Source organism: Candidatus Paceibacterota bacterium (assembly GCA_035452965.1).
Taxonomy (GTDB): Bacteria; Verrucomicrobiota; Verrucomicrobiia; order Limisphaerales; family UBA8199; genus UBA8199.
In genome coordinates this window covers 1-18,657 of the sequence record DAOTCE010000016.1, presented here as the reverse complement: position 1 = coordinate 18,657, position 18,657 = coordinate 1, and the positions used below count along the sequence as shown (strand labels likewise).

The 18,657-nt window shown below is 62.4% G+C and carries 15 protein-coding genes; 6 read left to right on the top strand and 9 right to left on the bottom strand.

Annotation, left to right across the window (positions count from 1 at the left end):
• Window positions 1-2: 2 nt before the first annotated feature.
• From pheS to P5205_13080, 6 genes are all read right to left on the bottom strand, one after another.
• Window positions 3-1,022, bottom strand: coding sequence for a phenylalanine--tRNA ligase subunit alpha (pheS, locus tag P5205_13105; GenBank protein ID HSA11300.1), 1,020 nt, complete (start codon window positions 1,020-1,022; stop codon window positions 3-5).
• A 99-nt stretch (window positions 1,023-1,121) separates the two neighbouring features.
• The gene (gene rplT / locus P5205_13100; GenBank protein ID HSA11299.1) at window positions 1,122-1,493 is read right to left on the bottom strand and encodes a 50S ribosomal protein L20; all 372 of its coding nucleotides are present in this window, start codon (window positions 1,491-1,493) and stop codon (window positions 1,122-1,124) included.
• Window positions 1,494-1,532: 39 nt separating this feature from the next.
• Window positions 1,533-1,742, bottom strand: a complete 210-nt coding sequence (gene rpmI / locus P5205_13095; protein ID HSA11298.1) for a 50S ribosomal protein L35 — start codon at window positions 1,740-1,742, stop codon at window positions 1,533-1,535.
• A gap of 518 nt (window positions 1,743-2,260) precedes the next feature.
• Window positions 2,261-2,545 (bottom strand): isoamylase early set domain-containing protein, encoded by a 285-nt coding sequence (locus P5205_13090; GenBank protein ID HSA11297.1) that lies wholly within the window; start codon window positions 2,543-2,545, stop codon window positions 2,261-2,263.
• Between the two features lie 3 nt (window positions 2,546-2,548).
• Window positions 2,549-3,499 (bottom strand): hypothetical protein, encoded by a 951-nt coding sequence (locus P5205_13085; GenBank protein ID HSA11296.1) that lies wholly within the window; start codon window positions 3,497-3,499, stop codon window positions 2,549-2,551.
• Between the two features lie 346 nt (window positions 3,500-3,845).
• Window positions 3,846-5,288 (bottom strand): uroporphyrinogen decarboxylase family protein, encoded by a 1,443-nt coding sequence (locus P5205_13080; protein ID HSA11295.1) that lies wholly within the window; start codon window positions 5,286-5,288, stop codon window positions 3,846-3,848.
• 120 nt (window positions 5,289-5,408) lie between these two features.
• On the opposite strand from P5205_13080, the gene P5205_13075 reads away from it, so the two are divergent.
• Window positions 5,409-6,932: a DUF2961 domain-containing protein gene (locus P5205_13075; protein ID HSA11294.1), complete on the top strand. Its 1,524-nt coding sequence runs from the start codon at window positions 5,409-5,411 to the stop codon at window positions 6,930-6,932.
• A gap of 22 nt (window positions 6,933-6,954) precedes the next feature.
• Here the strand turns inward: P5205_13075 and P5205_13070 are convergent, their stop codons facing one another.
• A complete protein-coding gene (locus tag P5205_13070) occupies window positions 6,955-8,196 on the bottom strand; it encodes an MFS transporter (GenBank protein HSA11293.1) in 1,242 nt (413 codons plus the stop codon).
• A gap of 150 nt (window positions 8,197-8,346) precedes the next feature.
• Here P5205_13070 and P5205_13065 point away from each other — a divergent pair, with 150 nt between their 5' ends.
• Complete coding sequence (locus P5205_13065) at window positions 8,347-9,606, top strand: mechanosensitive ion channel family protein (protein HSA11292.1); 1,260 nt, start codon at window positions 8,347-8,349, stop codon at window positions 9,604-9,606.
• Window positions 9,607-9,622: 16 nt separating this feature from the next.
• On the opposite strand, the gene P5205_13060 is transcribed toward P5205_13065, so the two are convergent.
• Both P5205_13060 and P5205_13055 read right to left on the bottom strand, forming a co-directional pair.
• Complete coding sequence (locus P5205_13060; GenBank protein ID HSA11291.1) at window positions 9,623-12,973, bottom strand: UTP--glucose-1-phosphate uridylyltransferase; 3,351 nt, start codon at window positions 12,971-12,973, stop codon at window positions 9,623-9,625.
• Window position 12,974: 1 nt separating this feature from the next.
• Entirely contained in the window at window positions 12,975-13,820 is an 846-nt protein-coding gene (locus tag P5205_13055; GenBank protein ID HSA11290.1) for a sugar phosphate nucleotidyltransferase, read from the bottom strand.
• A 128-nt stretch (window positions 13,821-13,948) separates the two neighbouring features.
• Between P5205_13055 and P5205_13050 the strand changes: the two genes are divergently transcribed.
• From P5205_13050 to P5205_13035, 4 genes are all read left to right on the top strand, one after another.
• On the top strand, window positions 13,949-15,970 hold the full coding sequence (locus tag P5205_13050; GenBank protein ID HSA11289.1) for a hypothetical protein: 2,022 nt from the start codon (window positions 13,949-13,951) through the stop codon (window positions 15,968-15,970).
• A gap of 715 nt (window positions 15,971-16,685) precedes the next feature.
• Window positions 16,686-17,039 (top strand): hypothetical protein, encoded by a 354-nt coding sequence (locus P5205_13045; protein ID HSA11288.1) that lies wholly within the window; start codon window positions 16,686-16,688, stop codon window positions 17,037-17,039.
• A gap of 4 nt (window positions 17,040-17,043) precedes the next feature.
• Window positions 17,044-17,727 carry a DUF4410 domain-containing protein gene (locus P5205_13040; protein ID HSA11287.1) on the top strand — a complete coding sequence of 228 codons (684 nt, stop codon included), beginning with the start codon at window positions 17,044-17,046 and terminating at the stop codon, window positions 17,725-17,727.
• 32 nt (window positions 17,728-17,759) lie between these two features.
• On the top strand, window positions 17,760-18,657 hold an 898-nt coding region (locus tag P5205_13035; protein ID HSA11286.1), incomplete at its 3' end, for a cache domain-containing protein.

The following is an 18,657-nucleotide window of genomic DNA, read 5'->3' as shown; positions in this document are numbered from 1 at the left end:
GGTCAGAACTGCCGGAGAAATCGCAGGTCATTCTCGTAAAAGAGGCGGATGTCGTTGATGCCGTAGCGGATCATGGCGATGCGCTCGATGCCGAAGCCGAAGGCCCAGCCGGTCCAGGCTTCCGAGTCGTAGCCGACGTTCTCCAGGACCTGCGGATGCACCATGCCGCAGCCGGCGATCTCCAGCCATTCCTTGCCCATCCGGCGCGTCACCTGGCTGCTGAAATCAATCTCGAAGCTCGGCTCGGTGTAGCTGAAGTAGTGAGGCCGAAAGCGAATGCGCGTCTCCTCGCCCATCAATTCCTTGAACACAAACTCGACCGTGCCCTTAAGGTCGCCCACGGTTACGTTGCGGTCCACGTAAAGCCCCTCCACCTGGTGAAACGTGGGGTTGTGCGTGGCGTCGGCGTTGTCCCGGCGATAGCAGCGCCCCGGCACGATGATGCGCACCGGCGGCTGCTGCTTCTCCATAACCCGGATTTGGACCGAAGAAGTGTGGGTGCGGAGGAGCAGGGGAGGCGTTCCGCCCGGCTCCGGCTTCAGATAGAAGGTGTCTTGTGTATCCCGCGCCGGGTGATCTGCCGGCGTGTTCAAGGCGTCGAAGCAGTGGTAATCGTCCTCCACCTCGGGACCGTCGGCCACGACGAACCCGATCTTGCGGAAGCTGCGCACAATGTCCTCGGTAACTTGCGTCAGCGGGTGGAGCTTTCCGAGCACGCGGCGGCGGCCTGGCAAGGTGAAATCAGTCGGCTCCTGAGGCAGCGCCGCCTTGAGTTCCAGTTCGCCGCGGCGCTGGGCCAGCGCGGCCTCGACCTCGACTTTGGCGCTATTGATGGCTTTGCCGGCGGCAGGCTTCTCCTCTTTGGGCAGGCCGCCCAGTTGTTTCATCAGGGCGGTGAACTTGCCGTTCGAGCCAAGGCAGTTGACGCGCGCCAGCTCCAACGCCGCCAGGTTAGGCGCGCTGCGCAGCTCGGCGAGCGTCGCCTGTTTCAGAGGTTCGATTTGGTCCAGGAATCCAGCCATAAATCATCTTCCACCACCCGGTGGCCGAAATGCAAACGGGCGAACCAGTTCAGGTCGCCCGTTCGCCCATTGGCGATTGGAAATCGGCCGTCCGAAATATCAAGCCTTGGCGGCCTTAGTCTTCAGGGCGTCTTGGGCGACTTTGACTAGCTCGCTAAACGCCGCGGCGTCCGTCGCCGCGAGGTCTGCGAGAATCTTGCGGTCGAGGGCGACCTTGGCGGCCTTCAAGCCTTCCATGAAGCGGCTATAGGTCGTGCCGGCGGCGCGGGCGGCAGAATTGATGCGGATTTGCCACAGCGCGCGGAAATTGCGCTTCTTGGTTTTCCGGTCACGGTAGGCGTAAACGCGGCCATGGTCAACGGCATCAGAGGCGTAGCGATAAAGCCGGGAGCGGCGCATCCGGAAGCCTTTGGCGGCGCGGATCATCCGGGTGCGGCGTTTGCGGGAAGCTGGGGCGTTGGTAACGCGCATGGTCTAGTAAGTAATTGATGGTGGAGCGGGGATGGCGGTTCAGTGGCTGAACATCAGGTTCTGCTTTATGCGATACTCATCGGTCGGGTGAACCGCGGCGGGCCCGCGGAGGCCACGGCGGCGCTTGGGGCCCTTGGACTGGCACAAGTGCCGCCGGCCGGCACTGTGGCGCACCACTTTCCCGCCGGCCGTGATCTTGAACCGCTTGGCCACGGACTTCTTGGTTTTGACACCTTTTGGACGTCGCATAAGTCTTTAGCTTTCTTTCAAAAGAGCGCGCAATATAGGCAGCGGGTTACGGACAGGCAAGCGTTAATTTTGGTTCATCTGGGATTTCCGGGATGTTCCAGCGGTGGGTTTCACCCGGATATCCCTGATGACCGTGGCGCAGTTAATACAAGGTCCGCATTGCTCCCCTCCTGGAACTGGATAGGCCTTCCGAAACTCCAACCCCTGCACTGTCGATATTTTGGACAATGTTGCTGCCTGCCAGTCCTTTCCAGTTCCCGCTGACCCCAGCACCGTTGGCTTGACGTTACGGTGACGGGATGATGGTGCCCCGGTGTGTATCCCATGGGGAGCGCTCCCCATGGGATACACACCGGGGCCTGACCGCACTAACAAGCCATCCCCCAGCCAGCCGCAGGCCAGTGCCAGCGTTCGACCAACCTACCGTCGGCGTCGCCCGCCAGGCGGGGGTGCCCGCAATTAGCGAGTCGAGTGACGTGATACACGCTCCCCCCTGCCGAGAGAAGGGCCGGCTGGCTTCAACTCACCGGCACGAGGCAAACGCGTTCCCCTTTGTCGTTGCGGGTGACGCCTTGGGCGTGGGGGTCAAGGGTCAGGACCCCATCCACCAGGAAGGCGTAGCGATGGTGCCCATGCTTCAATTCGACCGTGAGCAGCCACGAACGGTCGGGCATCTGTTTCATCGGCAGCGAGGCGGGGTCCCATTGGTTGAAATCGCCGACCAGGGTAACGGCCTTGGCTTGCGGCGCATGGCAGATGAAGTTAATTGCCCGGAGCGGCTTGTGATAAGCAAATGCACGCATACCTCAGCCCAGCAGGTTTTGCAGAATGGTGAGCGCGGTGTGGCGGATCTGGTTCGAGGTGGCTGCCAGACGCCGGTACTGCTCGATCCAGTCTGGATTGGTCTGGTGGTGCTCACGCCAAACCGCCTTCAGCACCCGCTCAGTCCGCTCGACCTGCTGCATCGCCGAGGCCAGCGATTCCCGCCCTTCGGGCAAGTCCGAGATGTTCCCGACCGAGAAACGGCTGATGCCCCTTTTGTCGAAGACCGCTTCCAGGAGCATCACCACGGTTTGTTCGTAGGGATACCACCGGTGGCGCAACGCCTCCTCCAAAAAACCGTGGCGGATGGCGAGAAACTCGGAGCGGGGCCGCTCGGTGTACCCGCGGATTTCCTGCGCTTCGACCGGGAACCAATTGTAGAGCAAGGCAAACGTGCCGTAAGTGTCAATGAGCTGCTTGGAATCGTTGTGGTCGGTGGCGATTTCGCCAATGCACAAGTCCTGGTCCAGTTCGAGGATGATTTCCGGAAGATCGTGCAGCCGACTCAGGACATGCTGCCCGGTCTTGGTGCCGTAATTGAAGTCCCCGGGGATGAGCCAATACACATCATGTTCCCGGCCCCTTTCAAACGCCGCCCCCAATCCGCAGTACCACATCTGGCAGGTATCCACCGCCCAGACGTCCAGAACGTCCGAGCACCGCGTCAGGGTGTTCCGCCGAAAATCCCGATACGCCTTCTGTCCCTGAAGGGCATAGTGCGTCTTGCGATCCAGCACCGTGATCGGGCGGGCGTAGCGGTCCTTGTCTGTGCTCAAACGCCGGACGAGCCGATACAGGGCCTGCAGGTTGGAGTATTCATCCGGCTGCTGGAATGGGTATATCACGACGGGGTGCACCTTGGGCGTCGGCGTGCGCGATAGTCTCGGTGGGCGCTTCGCCCGGTCTCCCGCTGACATGGTGGCGTTCTTCCTCATAAGCAGTTGGTTCGTTAAACGTCCTGGAAGCGTTACGCGTTGATCCGGATTGGTGCTCGGTTGGTCTCTGCTGAAGAACACTATTCCGGCAACGCTGCTCCGGCTGCAGCCAAAGTGCCCCCGGGCGGCTTGGCAAGCAACAGCAAAAGGCGTCTCCGCTGGTTCCCAGTGGGAGAGCACCCGTGCCGAGGAGGCAGTTGAGGCGATTGACCGCGAAGGCTGGCAGCGAAGACCATCGCGATGCGGCCATCGCAGCGCGGGGTGACCACGAACCACACGAAGAGGGGATACCGCTTGGTGTTTCGTGTAGTGCGTGGTTGTACTGAATCAGTTTCCTTTGGCCGGATCAGAAGCTCAGGAGAAGTTGCCAGATGTACATGTTGCCGAAGCCATCAATGTCTTCCCAGATCTTGCGGATGAGCTCCGGGCTGCCGGTGATCTCGGGCAGGTCCTTGACGCGGTCTTCCCATGAGAAACAGACGCCGGGCCGCACGCGCGGCGCGGGCTGGCCGAGCATGCCGTTGATCTGTTTGCGATCCCCGGCGGTCGAAGGCAGGTCGCAGGGGGGCATCGAAGTCGGCGTCTGGTAACTGCCGGCCGCATAGACGCCGTATTGGCGCGCGGTGTCGGTCATGACGCGCAGGTTCTCGATGCTGGTGTCGTCCTGCATGATGGCGCCGGCGTCCATGATGTAGCCGCCGTCGCGGGCGACTTCGTCAATCACGCGTCGGCAGAAGGCGCGGACTTCGTCCGGCTTCCCATAGCTGAGCAGCACATTGGGAATGCCGCCGCTAAGGGCGAACTTGTCGTGCAGCTTGCGGTGGGCGTGGAAGATGTCGTCCTGGTCGCAGTGGAACACGATGCTGCGGTCGGGCAGCTCGCGGAAGGCGTCGAAGTGATGATGCCACTTGCCTTCGGCGTAGAAGAGAGTCTGGTGGCCGTTCTTCCAGAACTCCTCGATGATCGGCCTGAGCGTGGGCCAGTTGTGCGAGGCGAAGGTCTTCGGGCTGATGAACGGCACGCAGCCGCGGTGCATCCAGAAGCCGATGGGGACTTGCTTTCCCGGGTCGGCGGTGGTCAGTCCCACGTGGCAGAGGTGAGGCATGAGCGCTTCGCAGGCTTGGCGGACTTTTTGCGGCTGGGTGGCCATGTCCATCGTCAGGCCAACGAAGCCCCGAAGCTTGTCGCTGAGAATGTCAAACGGCGCCTTGAAGATACCGGAGATGGCGGAGGCGGTGCCGCACTCGGAGCGCATCCGCGCGACCTGGGGCCCGAAGGCGTAAAAGTAGGAAAGCATGGCCATCGCGCCCTTCACAAACGATAGGTTATTCCGGTAAGTGGCGGGCTGGCCGATCTTGCTGACCTCGGTGGATACGCGCGGGAGCCAGACGTTGTATAGAAAGGCGGTGGGATCGGCGATGAGCGCATCGTATTCATCGGCGCGCATCCAAGCCTGGTCTTCGGGCGGTTCGATGTAGTTGAAACCCGTCGTGTGGGGAATGTTGATGCCGGGGATGCCGTAATAGCGCAGCCCCACCGCCTGCGCCAGCCCCGTCCAGACATAGACCATGTTCGGCACGATTGCTTCCCAGCCGAAATCCTTGGCAGTCTTGATGGCCGCTTCGAAGGCCTTGTTGTAGTCGTGCGCGACCTCCTGGCAGGTGTAGCCGGCGTACTTGGCGGTGAACTCGGCGACAAAGGGTCGAAGCGGGATCATGTCCGGCTTCTCGTTGCGCATGGCCGTGATGTAACGGTTAAGGCGCTGTTGGTAGAGTTGCTCGGTATTCATAAGGCTGCCATGCAGCCTAGCGACCGCGTGCAAATTGACGAGATAATTCCGCTCGCTTTGGTTTGCGGAACCGGGTATATGGGCGCCCGAACGCAATCGGACTCTAACCACGACATTACAATGAACACACGCATTTTAGGTTTGGGACTCGCGCTGGCTTTCTGCGCACAGGCAACGGCTCAACTATCACCTGGCAATTCGCTGGCAGGGCTCGAGCAACTCAAGAATTTCGAGTCCATGCGCGCATCGTCGTGCGACAAGGATTGGCGCAACGGGAACGCGGACGCGCGCCCGATCGAGCCCGGTGGCACGCTCGTGCTGGCGGACCTCAGGGGCCCCGGCATGATCGCGCACTTCTGGAACACCATCGCCCACCAGGCGCCGTTCTATTCGCGGCTGCTGACGCTGCGCATCTACTGGGATGGAGAGAAGAACCCCAGCGTCGAGTGTCCCATCGGGGACTTCTTCGGCATCGGCCACGGGTTGGACAAGTCTTTCGTTTCGCTGCCGATCAAGGTCTCCTCGGACGGCCGCGGGCGAAACTGCTATTGGCCCATGCCCTTCCGCAAATCGGCGCGCATTACCGTTACCAACGAAAGCGATAAGCGCTGCGACGCTTTCTACTACTACCTCGACTGGCAGCAGTATAAGTCGCTGCCGAAGAACACCGTTTACTTCCATGCCATGTACCGCCAGGAGCACCCCTGCGTGATGGGCCGCAACTACCTGCTGGCTGACATCGAGGGCCGCGGCCACTACGTGGGCACCGTGCAGAGCGTTCAGAACGTGTCTTCCGGCTGGTACGGCGAGGGCGACGATTTCTTTTTCATTGATGGGGAGGTCGAGCCGCGCCTGCGCGGGACGGGTACGGAGGACTACTTCTGCGATGGCTGGGGTTTCCGCCCGCATGACGGACCTTACTACGGCGTGCCGCTTTGGGAGGGGTACGCACCCGGCAACCGCGGCTCGGTTTACCGCTTTCATCTTCCCGACCCGGTGCCCTTTAGAAAATCACTGCGCGTGGAGATCGAACACAAAGGCTCACAGGAGTTCCCAGATGGCAAAGGGAGCGGGTTTATTGAGCGCGATGACCTGATGTCCTCAGTGGCGTTCTGGTACCAGACCGAGCCGCACAAGCCTTGGCCTGCGCTGCCGCCCGGGCCGGAGCGGTTGGCCGAGCAAACGATGCAGTTGCTCACGGGCTGGAAGGCGGTGCCAACCGCCAGGCACTCAGATCACCCGATCCAGGTGCAGGATTTGCCGGGCATCTCAAAGGAGGGCAAGCAACTGTTCTTCACCCCGAAGGATGACAAGGGCTGGGTGGAATGTGCGTTTGAACTGAGCAAGGACTTCACGGCGCATCTGTGGGGCAAGTTCATCCACTCCCATGACTACGGCATCTACCGCGTCACCCTCGACGGCAAAGAACTAGCCGTGGTGGACCTTTACAGCGCGGAGACCCGGCGGCAATCGGACCACTGGGGTGTGCACAAGCTCGGCGCCGGCACGCATGTCTTGCGCCTGGAGTGCAGAGGCAAGTCAGACCAATCTACTGGCTACTATCTCGGCTTGGATTCTTTCGCCGCTGTCGTGCCGGCGTACGAGCGGCCGCCGGGCTTCGATTTGCGGAAGATTCAGAAGTAAGGCGTGTCCGGGGGGGGCATACTCAGGCCGGCGGCCGGTCCCGACTGGCGCGCAGGAGGCCCGAGCCTAATCCGTGGTAGGCGGTGAGGAAGTAGACCATCACGAGCCCGACGGCTGCGGTGAGGCCGCCCCAAAACAACGTCCATTGCGTGGTGGACGATTGCGTGCAGACGTTGAACCACCAACCGGTGCCCAGGTAGCCCAGCAGGTTGCCGAAGCCGTTGTTCATCAGCGATAGCAGCGCCTGCGCCCGCGCGCGCCAAGTGGCGGGGACACGCTGGTCGAGATAGATCTGTGCCGTGGTTGTGACCAACGTGTAGGACGCCCCGTGCAGCGCCACGCCGGCAAGGACCCACGTCTTACCGTCCATTGCGCTTAAGGCAAATCGCAACACGCCAAACGCCAGGCCGGCAGCCAGGATCCATTTCACCCGCCACCGCAGCAGCAGCGCGCCGAGGCCGAACATGGCGATGACCTCGGTAATCTGGCCAAGGGTCATCCACGCGGTCGTGTGCACCAGGCCGAGTTGGCGCAAGTGCGGCGGCGCATACGGATAAAAGGCCGCCAGCGGAATGCAGACCAGCGCCGAGGTGATGAAGACGACGCGGTGGTCGCGATTCTTCAGGAGCGTGAGCGCGTCCAGTCCCAGCCGCTCGTACCACGTCAGGTGCGCGGTTGCCGGGGGTACAGCCAACGCGGGCAGGAAGAAGGTGAACCCGGCGACCAGCACCCACAGCACTGCGCCGCTATAACCGGCCAGCGGAGACGTGTCCGCGCCCAAGGCGCTGACCAGCCAGCAGCCGCTCATCCAGCCCAGCGTAGCCATGGCGCGGATAGGGCCAAACTCCCTCTGCGTGTCCACCAGGCGCGCAAAGACGATCGTCGAGGAAATGCTGAACGTCGGCGACGAACAAAGCGCGTGGAGTTGGATCAGCGAGAGCACGAGCCAGGGACTCCAGCCCAGCTTAATCGCTGTGCAGGCCAGCGCCATCGCCGCCGCCGTGGCCAGTGCCAGACCACGGAGGACAATCACGGGCGAAGCCCGCCGATCCGCCATGGCGCCGAAGATCAGCGGCGAAACGAACGCGGCCAGGGCCGTGGTGGCGAACGCAAACGGTTTGATGGCGTGCAGCCCGTGGGCATCGAGCACCGTGCTCAGCGGCACCACCCACATGCCCAGCGAGGCTCCCTGGAGGAAGAACAGCGTCACCAACTCCGCATACTCGGCCTTGCGAATCGTCCTGAGCACCCGCAAAGAACACACAAAAGGCGGGAAAATTCAAGCCCGGCCGGCGGTAGTTCGCGCTCGGCGCGCCCGCAAACCTGAGCCGCATTGAGACTCGGCTCTTCCGATCCGGACGTGGCTGAGTTTCCGCGCTTGGCTTTGGTTCGAACGGGTCTTATCAATTGGGGAATGAAGTTATTGAAGTATTGGATCGGAAAGGCAGCGTGGCTGGGGGCTGTGGTCGTGTCCCTGACGGCGATGCCGCTATGCGCTGCCGCGCTGGAGGCGGAAGGCGCGGCTCCAGCAACAGGAGCGGGAGGACCTAAAGTGTGGCTCACCTTCGGATTAGACCTTTTGCCGGGCTTGAAGCTCAAGGTGATGGGCAATCCTCTGTGGCAGTACCTGGCTTTCCTGATATATGTGCTGCTGGCGTTCTATGTGTCGAAGCTCCTGGACAGGTTAATCCAGGGGCGGTTGAAGAAATGGGCGGCCAAGTCGGAGACCAAGCTGGACGATCTTATCCTGGAATTGCTCAGTGGGCCGGTAAAGGTAATCGCCTTCGTGATATTCCTCTACGTGGGGTTGCGGCTTTTCGCCTGGCCGCAATGGGCCGCCCAGTTTATCTCCAACGGTCTGAAGATCGTTGTGGCGTGCTCGCTGACTTATGTCGCGGTCAAGTTTGTTGATGTCCTGGTCGGTTTTTGGCAGCAGCGCACAGAGGCGACCCACGAAGGAATGGTGGACCACCAACTGTTTCCCATCATTCGGAAGAGCCTGAAGATATTTGTCCTGGTGGTGGCGGTGCTGGTGACGTCCCAAAACCTGGGCATGAATATTACCGGCCTGTTGGCTTCATTGTCGATCGGGGGGCTGGCGGTCGGCCTGGCCGCGCAGGACACGCTGTCCAATTTGTTCGGCGCGGTGATGATCTTCGCGGACAAGCCCTTCCGGGTCGGGGACCGTATTCAACTTGATGCCGTGGATGGCACGGTCGAAGTTATCGGCCTGCGCAGCACCCGGGTGCGGAACCTGGACGGGTATCTGGTGACGATCCCGAACAAGACCATGGCGAACGCCACGATCGTGAACGTCAGCAAGCGGCCTAATATCAAGACCGTGATGAATATTGGCGTAACTTGCGACACTCCGGCCGAGCGGGTGGAGCTGGCGATGCGAATTATCAACGAGATTTACCGGCCGCACCCGAAGACCGCTGACTTGATGGTTAGCTTTAACAAGTTCGAGAGTTCTTCCCTGAACATCCTCGTTGTGCATTGGTGGAACTCGACTGACGCCAGAGAATACGCAGAGGGCTTCCAGCAGTTGAACCTGGAACTGAAACGGCGCTTCGATGCGGAGGGAATCAACTTTGCCTTTCCGACGCAGACGGTTTACCTGCGGCAGGACTCGGAATGGCGGCTTGCGGACGCGAAGGGCGCGGTTAAATAGCCCGCCCGGGGCAGCCTCAATCCTGATACTCGCACAGGCTTTCGACATAGGCCGCCGAGCCGTCGCGCAGCCACCCATCGAGTTGGGCCTGGTCTTTGAGTTGCTGGCCCCGCAGGCGGGGGACAACCGCAAAGCGCGACTCCACTTCCGGCAGGGAGGTCATGTCCACCCACAGTTTCTCGAACTGGGTCACGGGAAAGACATCTTCCTGTCCATGCCCCCAGCGCTTCTTCACGTCCTTAAGCGTGATGTAAGTCGGCATCTTTGCCCCGAGGGTGCGGATGGCGCTGGTGACCTTATCCGCGTCGGCCAGGTCAGCCCGGGCGAGAGCAAAGGCGGCGAGCAGCTTGTCGAGGTGAATCCAGCACGTATTCGAGTTGTAGTAGCTAAGGGCGAACTCGGCCTCTTCGCGCGGCATGGCAAGCCCCTCGACGAGGCGCACCTGGCCGTTCACGCGCGCTAATCCGCCGCCACGGTCTTCGAGGCGGCGGGTTATCACCTCGAAGGTGAGGCAGGCCCCGCTGCGGATGTGCCAGCCCAGGAGGGCGGGATCTGCATCCGCTCCGAGCGTGTCTATGTTATGCAGGAGCAAATACTTCAGTGACGGGCGCTCCGCCAGCAAACGGGTCAGAACTCCGTTGCGCATGAGGTTTGGCACTTCGTACCAGTGCCCGACCGGGTGCAGGCATTGCAGGGGCAGGTTGTCCGTATAGTCGCTGGCTTCACCCGCGGCACTGGCCCAGTTGATGAGGGCGTGTCGCAGGCTCTCCCGCACTTTCTGCTGCTGCTCATCCAGGATCTGTTGCGGCATTTCCTCCCAGACAAACCGCAGATCCCGGACGGTAGGGACCATTCGCAGCCCCACGGATTTGCCGGGCGACAGAAACAATGGTCCCTCGTAACCATAACGATCCTGCCGGGCGAGGAACTCCTCCGTTGGCGCATGAGTCAGGTAACTCGTGGTGAAGACATGCGGGATAGCCATGCCGACCTGGCGCGATATGTGCCGGCTTTTGGCCAGGTGCGTTTCGATGAATGTGCGATGGCGCCCCGCCAACTTGCAGAACGGGTGCAGGGCCTTTACCACCCCGGCGCCCTGGGTCCAGCGGCTGCCAGCGCCGGCGGCAAGCGTCACCACCGCCAATTCGCCATTCCTTAACGCAGCGCGTCCAACCGATGCCAGGTCCGCGGTCCCTGCATCGAGATTCGAAAGGTCGGCGACATCGTTTTCCTGCACGTCCTCAATGACCGCGCTGGTGGGCAGGCGGTTCTGGGCGAGGCCAATGCGGCCTTCTTTGAGATCGGCGCGGATTTGCTCATGCTGAACGCGGTCAAAGCCGTGCTGGTCCAGCAACATGGCAAGAGACTGGTCGGCTGCCGTTTCCGCCTTGCCGCGCGGCAGCATGACATCGAAGAGTGCCTGCACTACCCCGCGCAACTCGGGCCGGTTTCGGCAGGCCGCGCCAAACTTATCCAATTCGGCGCGCCGGGCCACCGAAAGCGAGTGGCGATCCTGGCGCAGCAGCGCGGGGGCGAGGAGGGTGTAATACGCCGGCGGCATCAGCGCGGCTTCGCCTTCGAGCAGGTCGGCGAACGTGCCGCGCTCGTTAATGGCAAAGTCATAGACCACAGGTTCCATGGCGAACGGCAGGGCATGCTGGAGCTCGCGTTTGGTGGCGGACATAATCTCCTGCAAGCGCTCCTGGGCGCGCGCTTTCCGCTCGGGCGAGAAGATGAAGCCCATCCCGCCGCCAGACATGCCGCCCAGCATCCAGAAGCCCCAGAAGCCCTCGCCAAATTCCGCCACTACCCGCGCAATCAGCGTCTCGGTAAAGTAGTTCGTCGCCCATGGGATAATGGCCTGGATGGGCTGGCGGAAATTCCGGGTGGTCGCGGCCCCGATGCGGGGCACATCACCGCTGCGAAGGGCGGCGAGGATCTCGTTAAGTATGCCCAACATGCTCTGGCGCGCCTTCCATTCCGCTTCACAGCGCAGCAGGTACTTCTCGGTGACCATTTCCAGGATTGGCCCGACATTCTGTGCCATGCCGCCGTGGACCAGGACGAGGCTCTCCTGCAGCCTGCGCCGTGTTTCGGCTGAAGCATCCTCCTGGTCGAGGATACGGTGTTGCGGCATGAGCCGGCCACGGCTGACGCCGAACTCCGGATCGCCTTCGCCAGCCAGCACGCCTTCAATCAGCTTCATCCCCGGCCAAACGCCGCCCGAATCCTGCCAGCCGCCGCCGGAGCCGCTGAGCCATTCGCCGAGCAACGCCCGCGCCAGCACCAGGCGGCGTTCGTGCTCCTGCAGCTGGCCGGTAAGCGAGGCCGCCTGGCCCGTGGCTCTCATGCACACGCTGACCAGCGCGGCCAACAGCGTCGTCGAGACTGCCAGGCGCGAGCCCTTGGGAATATTATTCACGTTGCTGACGATTTCCAGGCCGCGGCCCTGGCCGACGACCCGCGCCAGCAATTCGGCCAGGCTCTGGCCAGAGCCCTCGATGCCGGGTGGCACGATGCCTGCCGCGATCACCGCCCCTTTGAGCAGGCCGAGATAGTCCTTCGCAAAATCGAACACCTCAGCCAGGTTCGTGATGTCCGCCGTCGCGCCAAGGTCAACGCTCACCAGGCGGAGCAACGGCTCCTCGATGACGCGCAAGTAAGCCTCGACTGGCGGGCGCGGGGCGGCATCGCGTCCGTGTATCCCCAGGTCAATCGAGACGTTCAACACCTTGGCGCCCTCGGGGAAATCCATCCCCAGGAAGAAGATATCGCTCCAGCCGCAGTGAGTCAGGTCCATGCGCACGGGGGTGCATTCGCGCAGGATGGGATAAGTGCCGTCGGCCGGATTGGGCCGGAGCAGTTCCGGCCGCAAGCGCAGCGGATGGTCGGCTGGGTGCCCCATGCGGAACATCCACTGGTTGCCGCGCACCGAACGCACGCTGCGGCGGACCTGGTCGGCTAGCGTTTGAAAACCCAGCCGGTGGTAGGCCGCGGCCAGCGCGCTCGAGATGGCGTCGCTTGGCCCTTCGGCCTGCTGCACGGACAGGAGGTGATCAATTGCCTCCTCAAACCGGCGCTGCAACAGGTGTTCGTAGCCTTTGAAAGGAATGAGGGAGCGTGAGCTTTGGCGCGCACAACGTGCGGCGGCTTCGAGTTTCTGGGGCAAGTGGAAACGGTGGATGGCGTAGAGGAAGAACAGGGCGCGAACGCGCTCGTAGAGGTTTTCGCTGGACCGACGAAAATCGTCCAGCCTGGCGCACTCCTTCAGCAGGTCGTCCGTGGCCAGCCCGGCGCAGGCCGCGTCGAGCGGTTGATTGCGGAGCGCCGGCTCACTGGCCGTGATGATTTGAATCAGGTCCGGCATGTTAGTTCATTCCCCGTCGCGCCAGCAATTCCACCAGGCTGCTCAACACCTCATTGCGGTCCTGCCCGTCCAGCGCCAGCGCCAACTGGGCTGTGAGGAGGCCATACTTGACGCCGATATCGTAGCGATGCCCCTCCAGTTCACAGGCCAGATAGCGTTCCCGCCTGGCGAGCTTGGCCAGGGCGGTGGTGAGTTGCACGCCGCGCCCGCCTGCCCGTGCCACTTCCTCCGCGAGCAGGTCCATCACTGTCGGTGTCAGGACATGCATGCCGAAAAAGCACAGGTAGTGGCCGGCGCGCAGGCCGGCGACGATCAGCCGCTGCTCGGCTTCGGTGGGCGTGGGCTTCTCGATCACCTCCGACACCTCGTACAGCCCCTTGCGCCCCGCGACCAGCCGCCCGCCCACTGTCCCGTAGTACGGCAGCTTGCTTTCGTGGGTCGCCTGCACGGCGGACACGGAGCAGTTCTCGGTGGCCGCAATCTCCACGAGTTGCTGCGCGGCGCGTTTCTTGCCGCCGGTGACATAGAGGTGATCGCCCACCAGGAGCAGGCAGGGTGCGCTGCCGGCAAACTCGTGCGCGCAGAACACCGCATGGCCGTAGCCTTTGGCCGCGCTCTGTTCGACAAAGCGCAGCCGCCCCCCCTGGCCGCCCGCCGCGGCGGCGTAGGGTGCCTGGTCTCCCGGGCAGGTGACGACGCAGATCTCCTCGATGCCCGCGGCGAGGATCTCCTCAATCAGGATCCGTAGCGCGGTTTTGGTGACGCCGTCGCGGCCTACGAGCGTTTGCAGGGGAAGTGTCCGCTGAGCCTGGCCAGCGGCGGTGATGATGGCTTTTTTGATTTCCACGACTAGGAGTTTTCGTTGTTGTGCAAGGCGGCAGGAGCGTTGCAAAATGCCGCCGCTGAGTCAACCGCGCACCGGTACTTGGAGCGCCGGTTCGCGCGGGAACTGCGGCGTAGCGGCCGGATCTGATTATGAAACTCGCACAACCTGCTTTCCGTTTTCACTGGCTTTTCCTGATTGTCGCGCAACTCGCCGGCGCGGACATGGCTGCCCTGGCGGAGGAGGAACCGTTCGACTACTTCCAGAACTCGTGGAGCGTCATTGGGCTTAAGGACTACAAGGACGGCACGCGCGTCACGCCCCAGAATGAGTTGCTGCTCGCGGACAAGGACAGGCTGCGCCTCTTGTGCGGAAGGAGCCTGAGGCCCCTCAGCCGCGCGCAAACCAAGACGCTGCTCGATGGCTGGCTCCCGATCGTGCTGCTGGCTGCCGAAGAAGACACCGTGCGCTATGAGTTTACTCTTTGGGCGACGCCGCTCCCGAGCGTGAAGGACTGGCGCGCCGCCTACGATTGGCCCACCGAAGGCGAGAATTTCCTGAACTGGGTCCGCGTCAAGGCAACCAACCTGGGCCAAACCTTGATCGAGGCGCGCGTGCGGTTCGAGTTGGTCGCCACCAACGCTCCCGCACCGGCCGACTGGCGGGCGTCACTGGCGCCGGGCCGCAGCGCGGAGACCTGTTGTCGCGTTCCTTTTAGGGCGGTCTCCGGGGCTGCGGCATTCGACCACGAGAAACCCAAGCTTTGGTTGGACCGCACGGTGCATTACTGGCGATACCTGATGGCCAAAGCCACGCGGATCGAAGTGCCATGTGAGAAGTCCACCCAAGCCCTCCGCGCGGCGCATGTCTGCCAACTGCTTGCCAGCGATCTGGGCGTGCTCCATGGCGGGGAGGGCTTCTATGATGAGTTCTACCTTCGCGATGGCGCTTACCAGATGCTTGAACTCGAAGAGGCCGGACTCTTCGACGCTGCCCGCAAGACCGCCGCTGCTTATTTGCGCGCTCAACGCCCCGATGGCCGGTTTGAAACGCAGAAAGCCCAACTCGACGCCAATGGCCAGGCGCTGTGGACCCTCTGGCAGTTCTACCAGATCACTGCGGACCGCGGTTGGCTCGCGAAGGCCTACCCGCAGATGCGCCGTGCCGCCGACTGGGCATTGCGTGCCCGCCGCGAGGCTCCGGCCGACTCACCCTTTTCCGGCGTGCTGCCTAACGCGCTTGCCGACGGCGAGTATCTTTGGGACGGCAAACATCACATCGTCGGCTATGACTTCTGGAACTTGCGCGGTGTTCTCTGTGTCGTGGCCGCCGCGCGCGCGCTGGGGGAACAGGCCGACGCGCAACATTACCAACAAGAGGCTGACGACTATCGCCGCGCCATTGATGCTGCCTGGGAAAAAGCCGGCGTCGGGTGGTTCCCGCCCAGTTGGGAAAAGGCGGGCACGCACTGGGGGAACACCGAGACCCTCTGGCCAACCGAGCTCTTTGCGCCGGACGACGCCAGGGTGGGCGCTCTCCTCGATGAAGTACGGCTGCGGCACGGTGGCGGCTTCTGCGAAGGCACAATCCGCTGGACCGGCTCCAAAGAACCCGCCATCCACCCGTACATGTCCTCCTATACCACGATGGCCTCGCTGATTCGGGGCGAGCACGACACCTTTGTCGAGGAGTTCTACTGGTACCTGCTGCATTCAACGGCGACCCATGCCTTTCCTGAAGGCATCTTCTTCGGACGACGGTTCGCCTGGAGCGACACCATCCCCCACGCCACCGGCGCGGCCAACTTCGCCTTTCTCCTGCGCCACGCCCTCCTTCACGAACGCGGTGATGAACTGCACCTGCTCTTAGGCGCGCCCGACTGGTGGCTCGAACCCGGCCGGGAAATCCGCGTCGAAAACGCCCCCACCCACTTTGGGCCGATGAGCCTGCGGATTCGCGGCTCAGGTGCGGGTGTTTCGGTCAAGCTGGTCCCGCCCCGGCGCCAGCCCGCGCAACACATTGTCCTCCACCTGCCCAAATCACGTCCGCTGCTCAAGGCTCCCAAGGGCGTGACTGTGGTTCATCGGTCCGATGAGGCCCGTCGCTGGGACCTGCCGGCGGTCATTGAAGCTTATCATAACCTCCCCGCTCCGCCTCCTATTCTCGACAGGTAGCTGCACCAACAAAACACCCAGGTTTTACTTATCGGGGCCAGCGCTTCGAACCCTGAAGTAGCGTCCTGAACGATGCCAGTCCTTCGGCATACCTCCGGCTTGCGACTCGCTCACCACCGGCTGAACTCTCCGCTATTTTACGGGGGCGTTCGGGTAATGCGAATGGGACCGGTGATTTCTGCCGGAAGGAGAAACTGAGGGAGCAGGGAATGCGCCGGGCCGGGATTCATCCACAAGTCGGGTTCATCAGGGATTCCTGGGAGGTGCCAACGGTGATTTTCATCCGCACACTGTCCATATTTGGGACAGTCAAGCTGCCTGCCTGCCTCTTCCAGTCCTTTCTGACACTGGCACCCCTGGCTTGGAGATACGGTGGCGGCACGGTGGTGCTACGGTGTGTATCCCATGGGGAGCGCTCCCCATGGGATACACACCGTAGCCCGACCGCACTAACGAGCCATCGTCCAGCCAACCGCGAGCCAACGACCGGGTGCGACCGCCTTTATGGCACCGTCGCCCGTCCGGCGGGAGTGCTGAAGGCAAGAAAGGGAGTGCGGGACGATGATTCGCTATCGGGGTTGCCAGGAAATCCGCGAAGAACCATAAATCAAACTGGACACGGCGACAACCGGGGCTACGATCCGGGGGAATAGGCGGCTTACCAGTTCGGAAGAGTGGGCAACGCAGATCAAACCAGAAGAACAAAGGGAACCACATGAAAGCAACCGCCCTGCTCGCAACCAGCCCGGGGATGGAGTTTGAATGGGCGGCGATGCCCTGCCAGGAGAAGCTCTTGGGCAGTTCAAACTACTTCACCTTCGCTCTGGGGAATATTCTGGTCTATTTCGTCCTCACGGGCCAATGCGAGGGCTGGATCACGCCAGCAGCGATCATCCTGGCGTTGCTTGGCACCGTCACTGCCGTATCCACCAGCATGATGGCCTCAAGCTCCCCGGCCGTGCCGTTGGTGCCTTCGTTCTTCGTGGTGCTGCAGCGCCTCGCTGAACGAAAGGGAGTTCAACCTGCCCAAGCCCACCTGCCGGAAAAGGGGCCTGAACCTGTTGCCTGAACCTATGAGGGGCATTCTATCCCTGACTTGTATCCTGACACTGGTTGGTCTATGCGCACTCGGCTGCAAGAGCGCCCACGTCACGTCTGAACGGGAGTTTGCCCCGCCGCCCGCCGCAAAGCCCGTGGTCGTTTACGTCACCGACTTCGAAATCGGGGTCGTCAAGCACGAGGATGGCATGCTCTCTGGCCGCCCTGGTCCCGTCGGTCGGATCGGGCAGCGGCTCTCCGGTGCCTCCAGTGACCCGGCCGCGCGCGCCCAGCAGATCGTGGACCTGATGGCCAATTCACTCGTCAAGGAATTGTCGAAGGCCGGGTATAACGCCCTGCGGCTGCCGGCTGGCCGTCCGGTTCCGGGTGAAGGGTGGTGTGTGCGCGGCCTCTTTACGGAGGTCCAGGAAGGCAATCGCCTGCGCCGTGCCATGATCGGTTTCGGCCAGGGGGCGACTGACCTCCAAGTGGTCACCACCATTGATAACCTCTCACAAGGCCCGCCCAAGCCGCTGTACGAGGTCACCACGGACGCGAACAGCGGCCAGATGCCGGGCGCCGCTCCTACGCTGGTCTTCAGTCCTTATGGCGCCGCTATTCGTTTCGTCATGGCGGGAAATGACCTTGATAAGAACGTGAAGCAAACCGCAGCAAAGATTGCCGAGCAAATGACCGTGCGCATCCAGCAGCCGCATTGATCACAACATAATGACCACCATGACTCGCGCGTATGGCTGAACCTGGACATAGAAATTTACCCAGGCCGACCGCCACCGTGACGGGAGTTCGCGAGCAAAGCTTTCTCCGCCGGCAATTGTGGGTTTGGCCGCTACTGGCGGCGGCGATGCTTGCCTTTGTGGGCGTATGGTTGCGGGCGCGGATGGAAGGCGCGATGCGAACTGAAATCGCGGACAACCTCAAAGTCGTCCGGGACGCCAACGCGGAAGCGCTTCGGGCCTGGGCCGCCGCCATGAAGTCCCAGGCCGAACTGCTGGCCGGGGACGAACACGTGCGGACGCTCACCGCAGCCTTGTTGCGGCGCGCCAGCCAACAAGGCGCCTCACAAGCTGTGCTGGTTGGCGCCCCGGAATTCGCCACATTGCGGGAGAATCTCAAACCCGCGGAGGAGGGGCGCGGCTTCAGCGGTTACGCCGTTTTGGATGCCAATCTGGTCGTGTTGGCGGCTGGGCGGGATGACTTCGTCGGGGCAAGGTCTCCGCCTGAATACGCGGAGCAGCTTGCCAACTGCTTTGCTGGCAATGCGATCGTGACACCCCCGTTCTCCGCGCCCGGGTTGCTGCCAGACGCGACGGGAACAATGCGCTCGCGCCAAGCCATGATGTTCGCCGCTGCCCCCATCCGCTCGGCGGATCAACAGGTCATCGCGGTGCTGGCTCTGCGCATCCTGCCGGAACAGGACTTCACGCGCATCCTGGCCACGGCGCGGTCCGGCGCCAGCGGGGAAACTTATGCGTTCAACCGCAACGGGGTGCTCCTGTCGGAAAGCCGGTTTGACGACGAACTGAAGCAGTTGGGATTGCTTCCCGATGCGGCCGATGCACAGTCGCTCTTAACCCTGATACCGTCTCCAAAGTTATTCACAGCCGAGCAGAGCTGGCCCCCAAAGC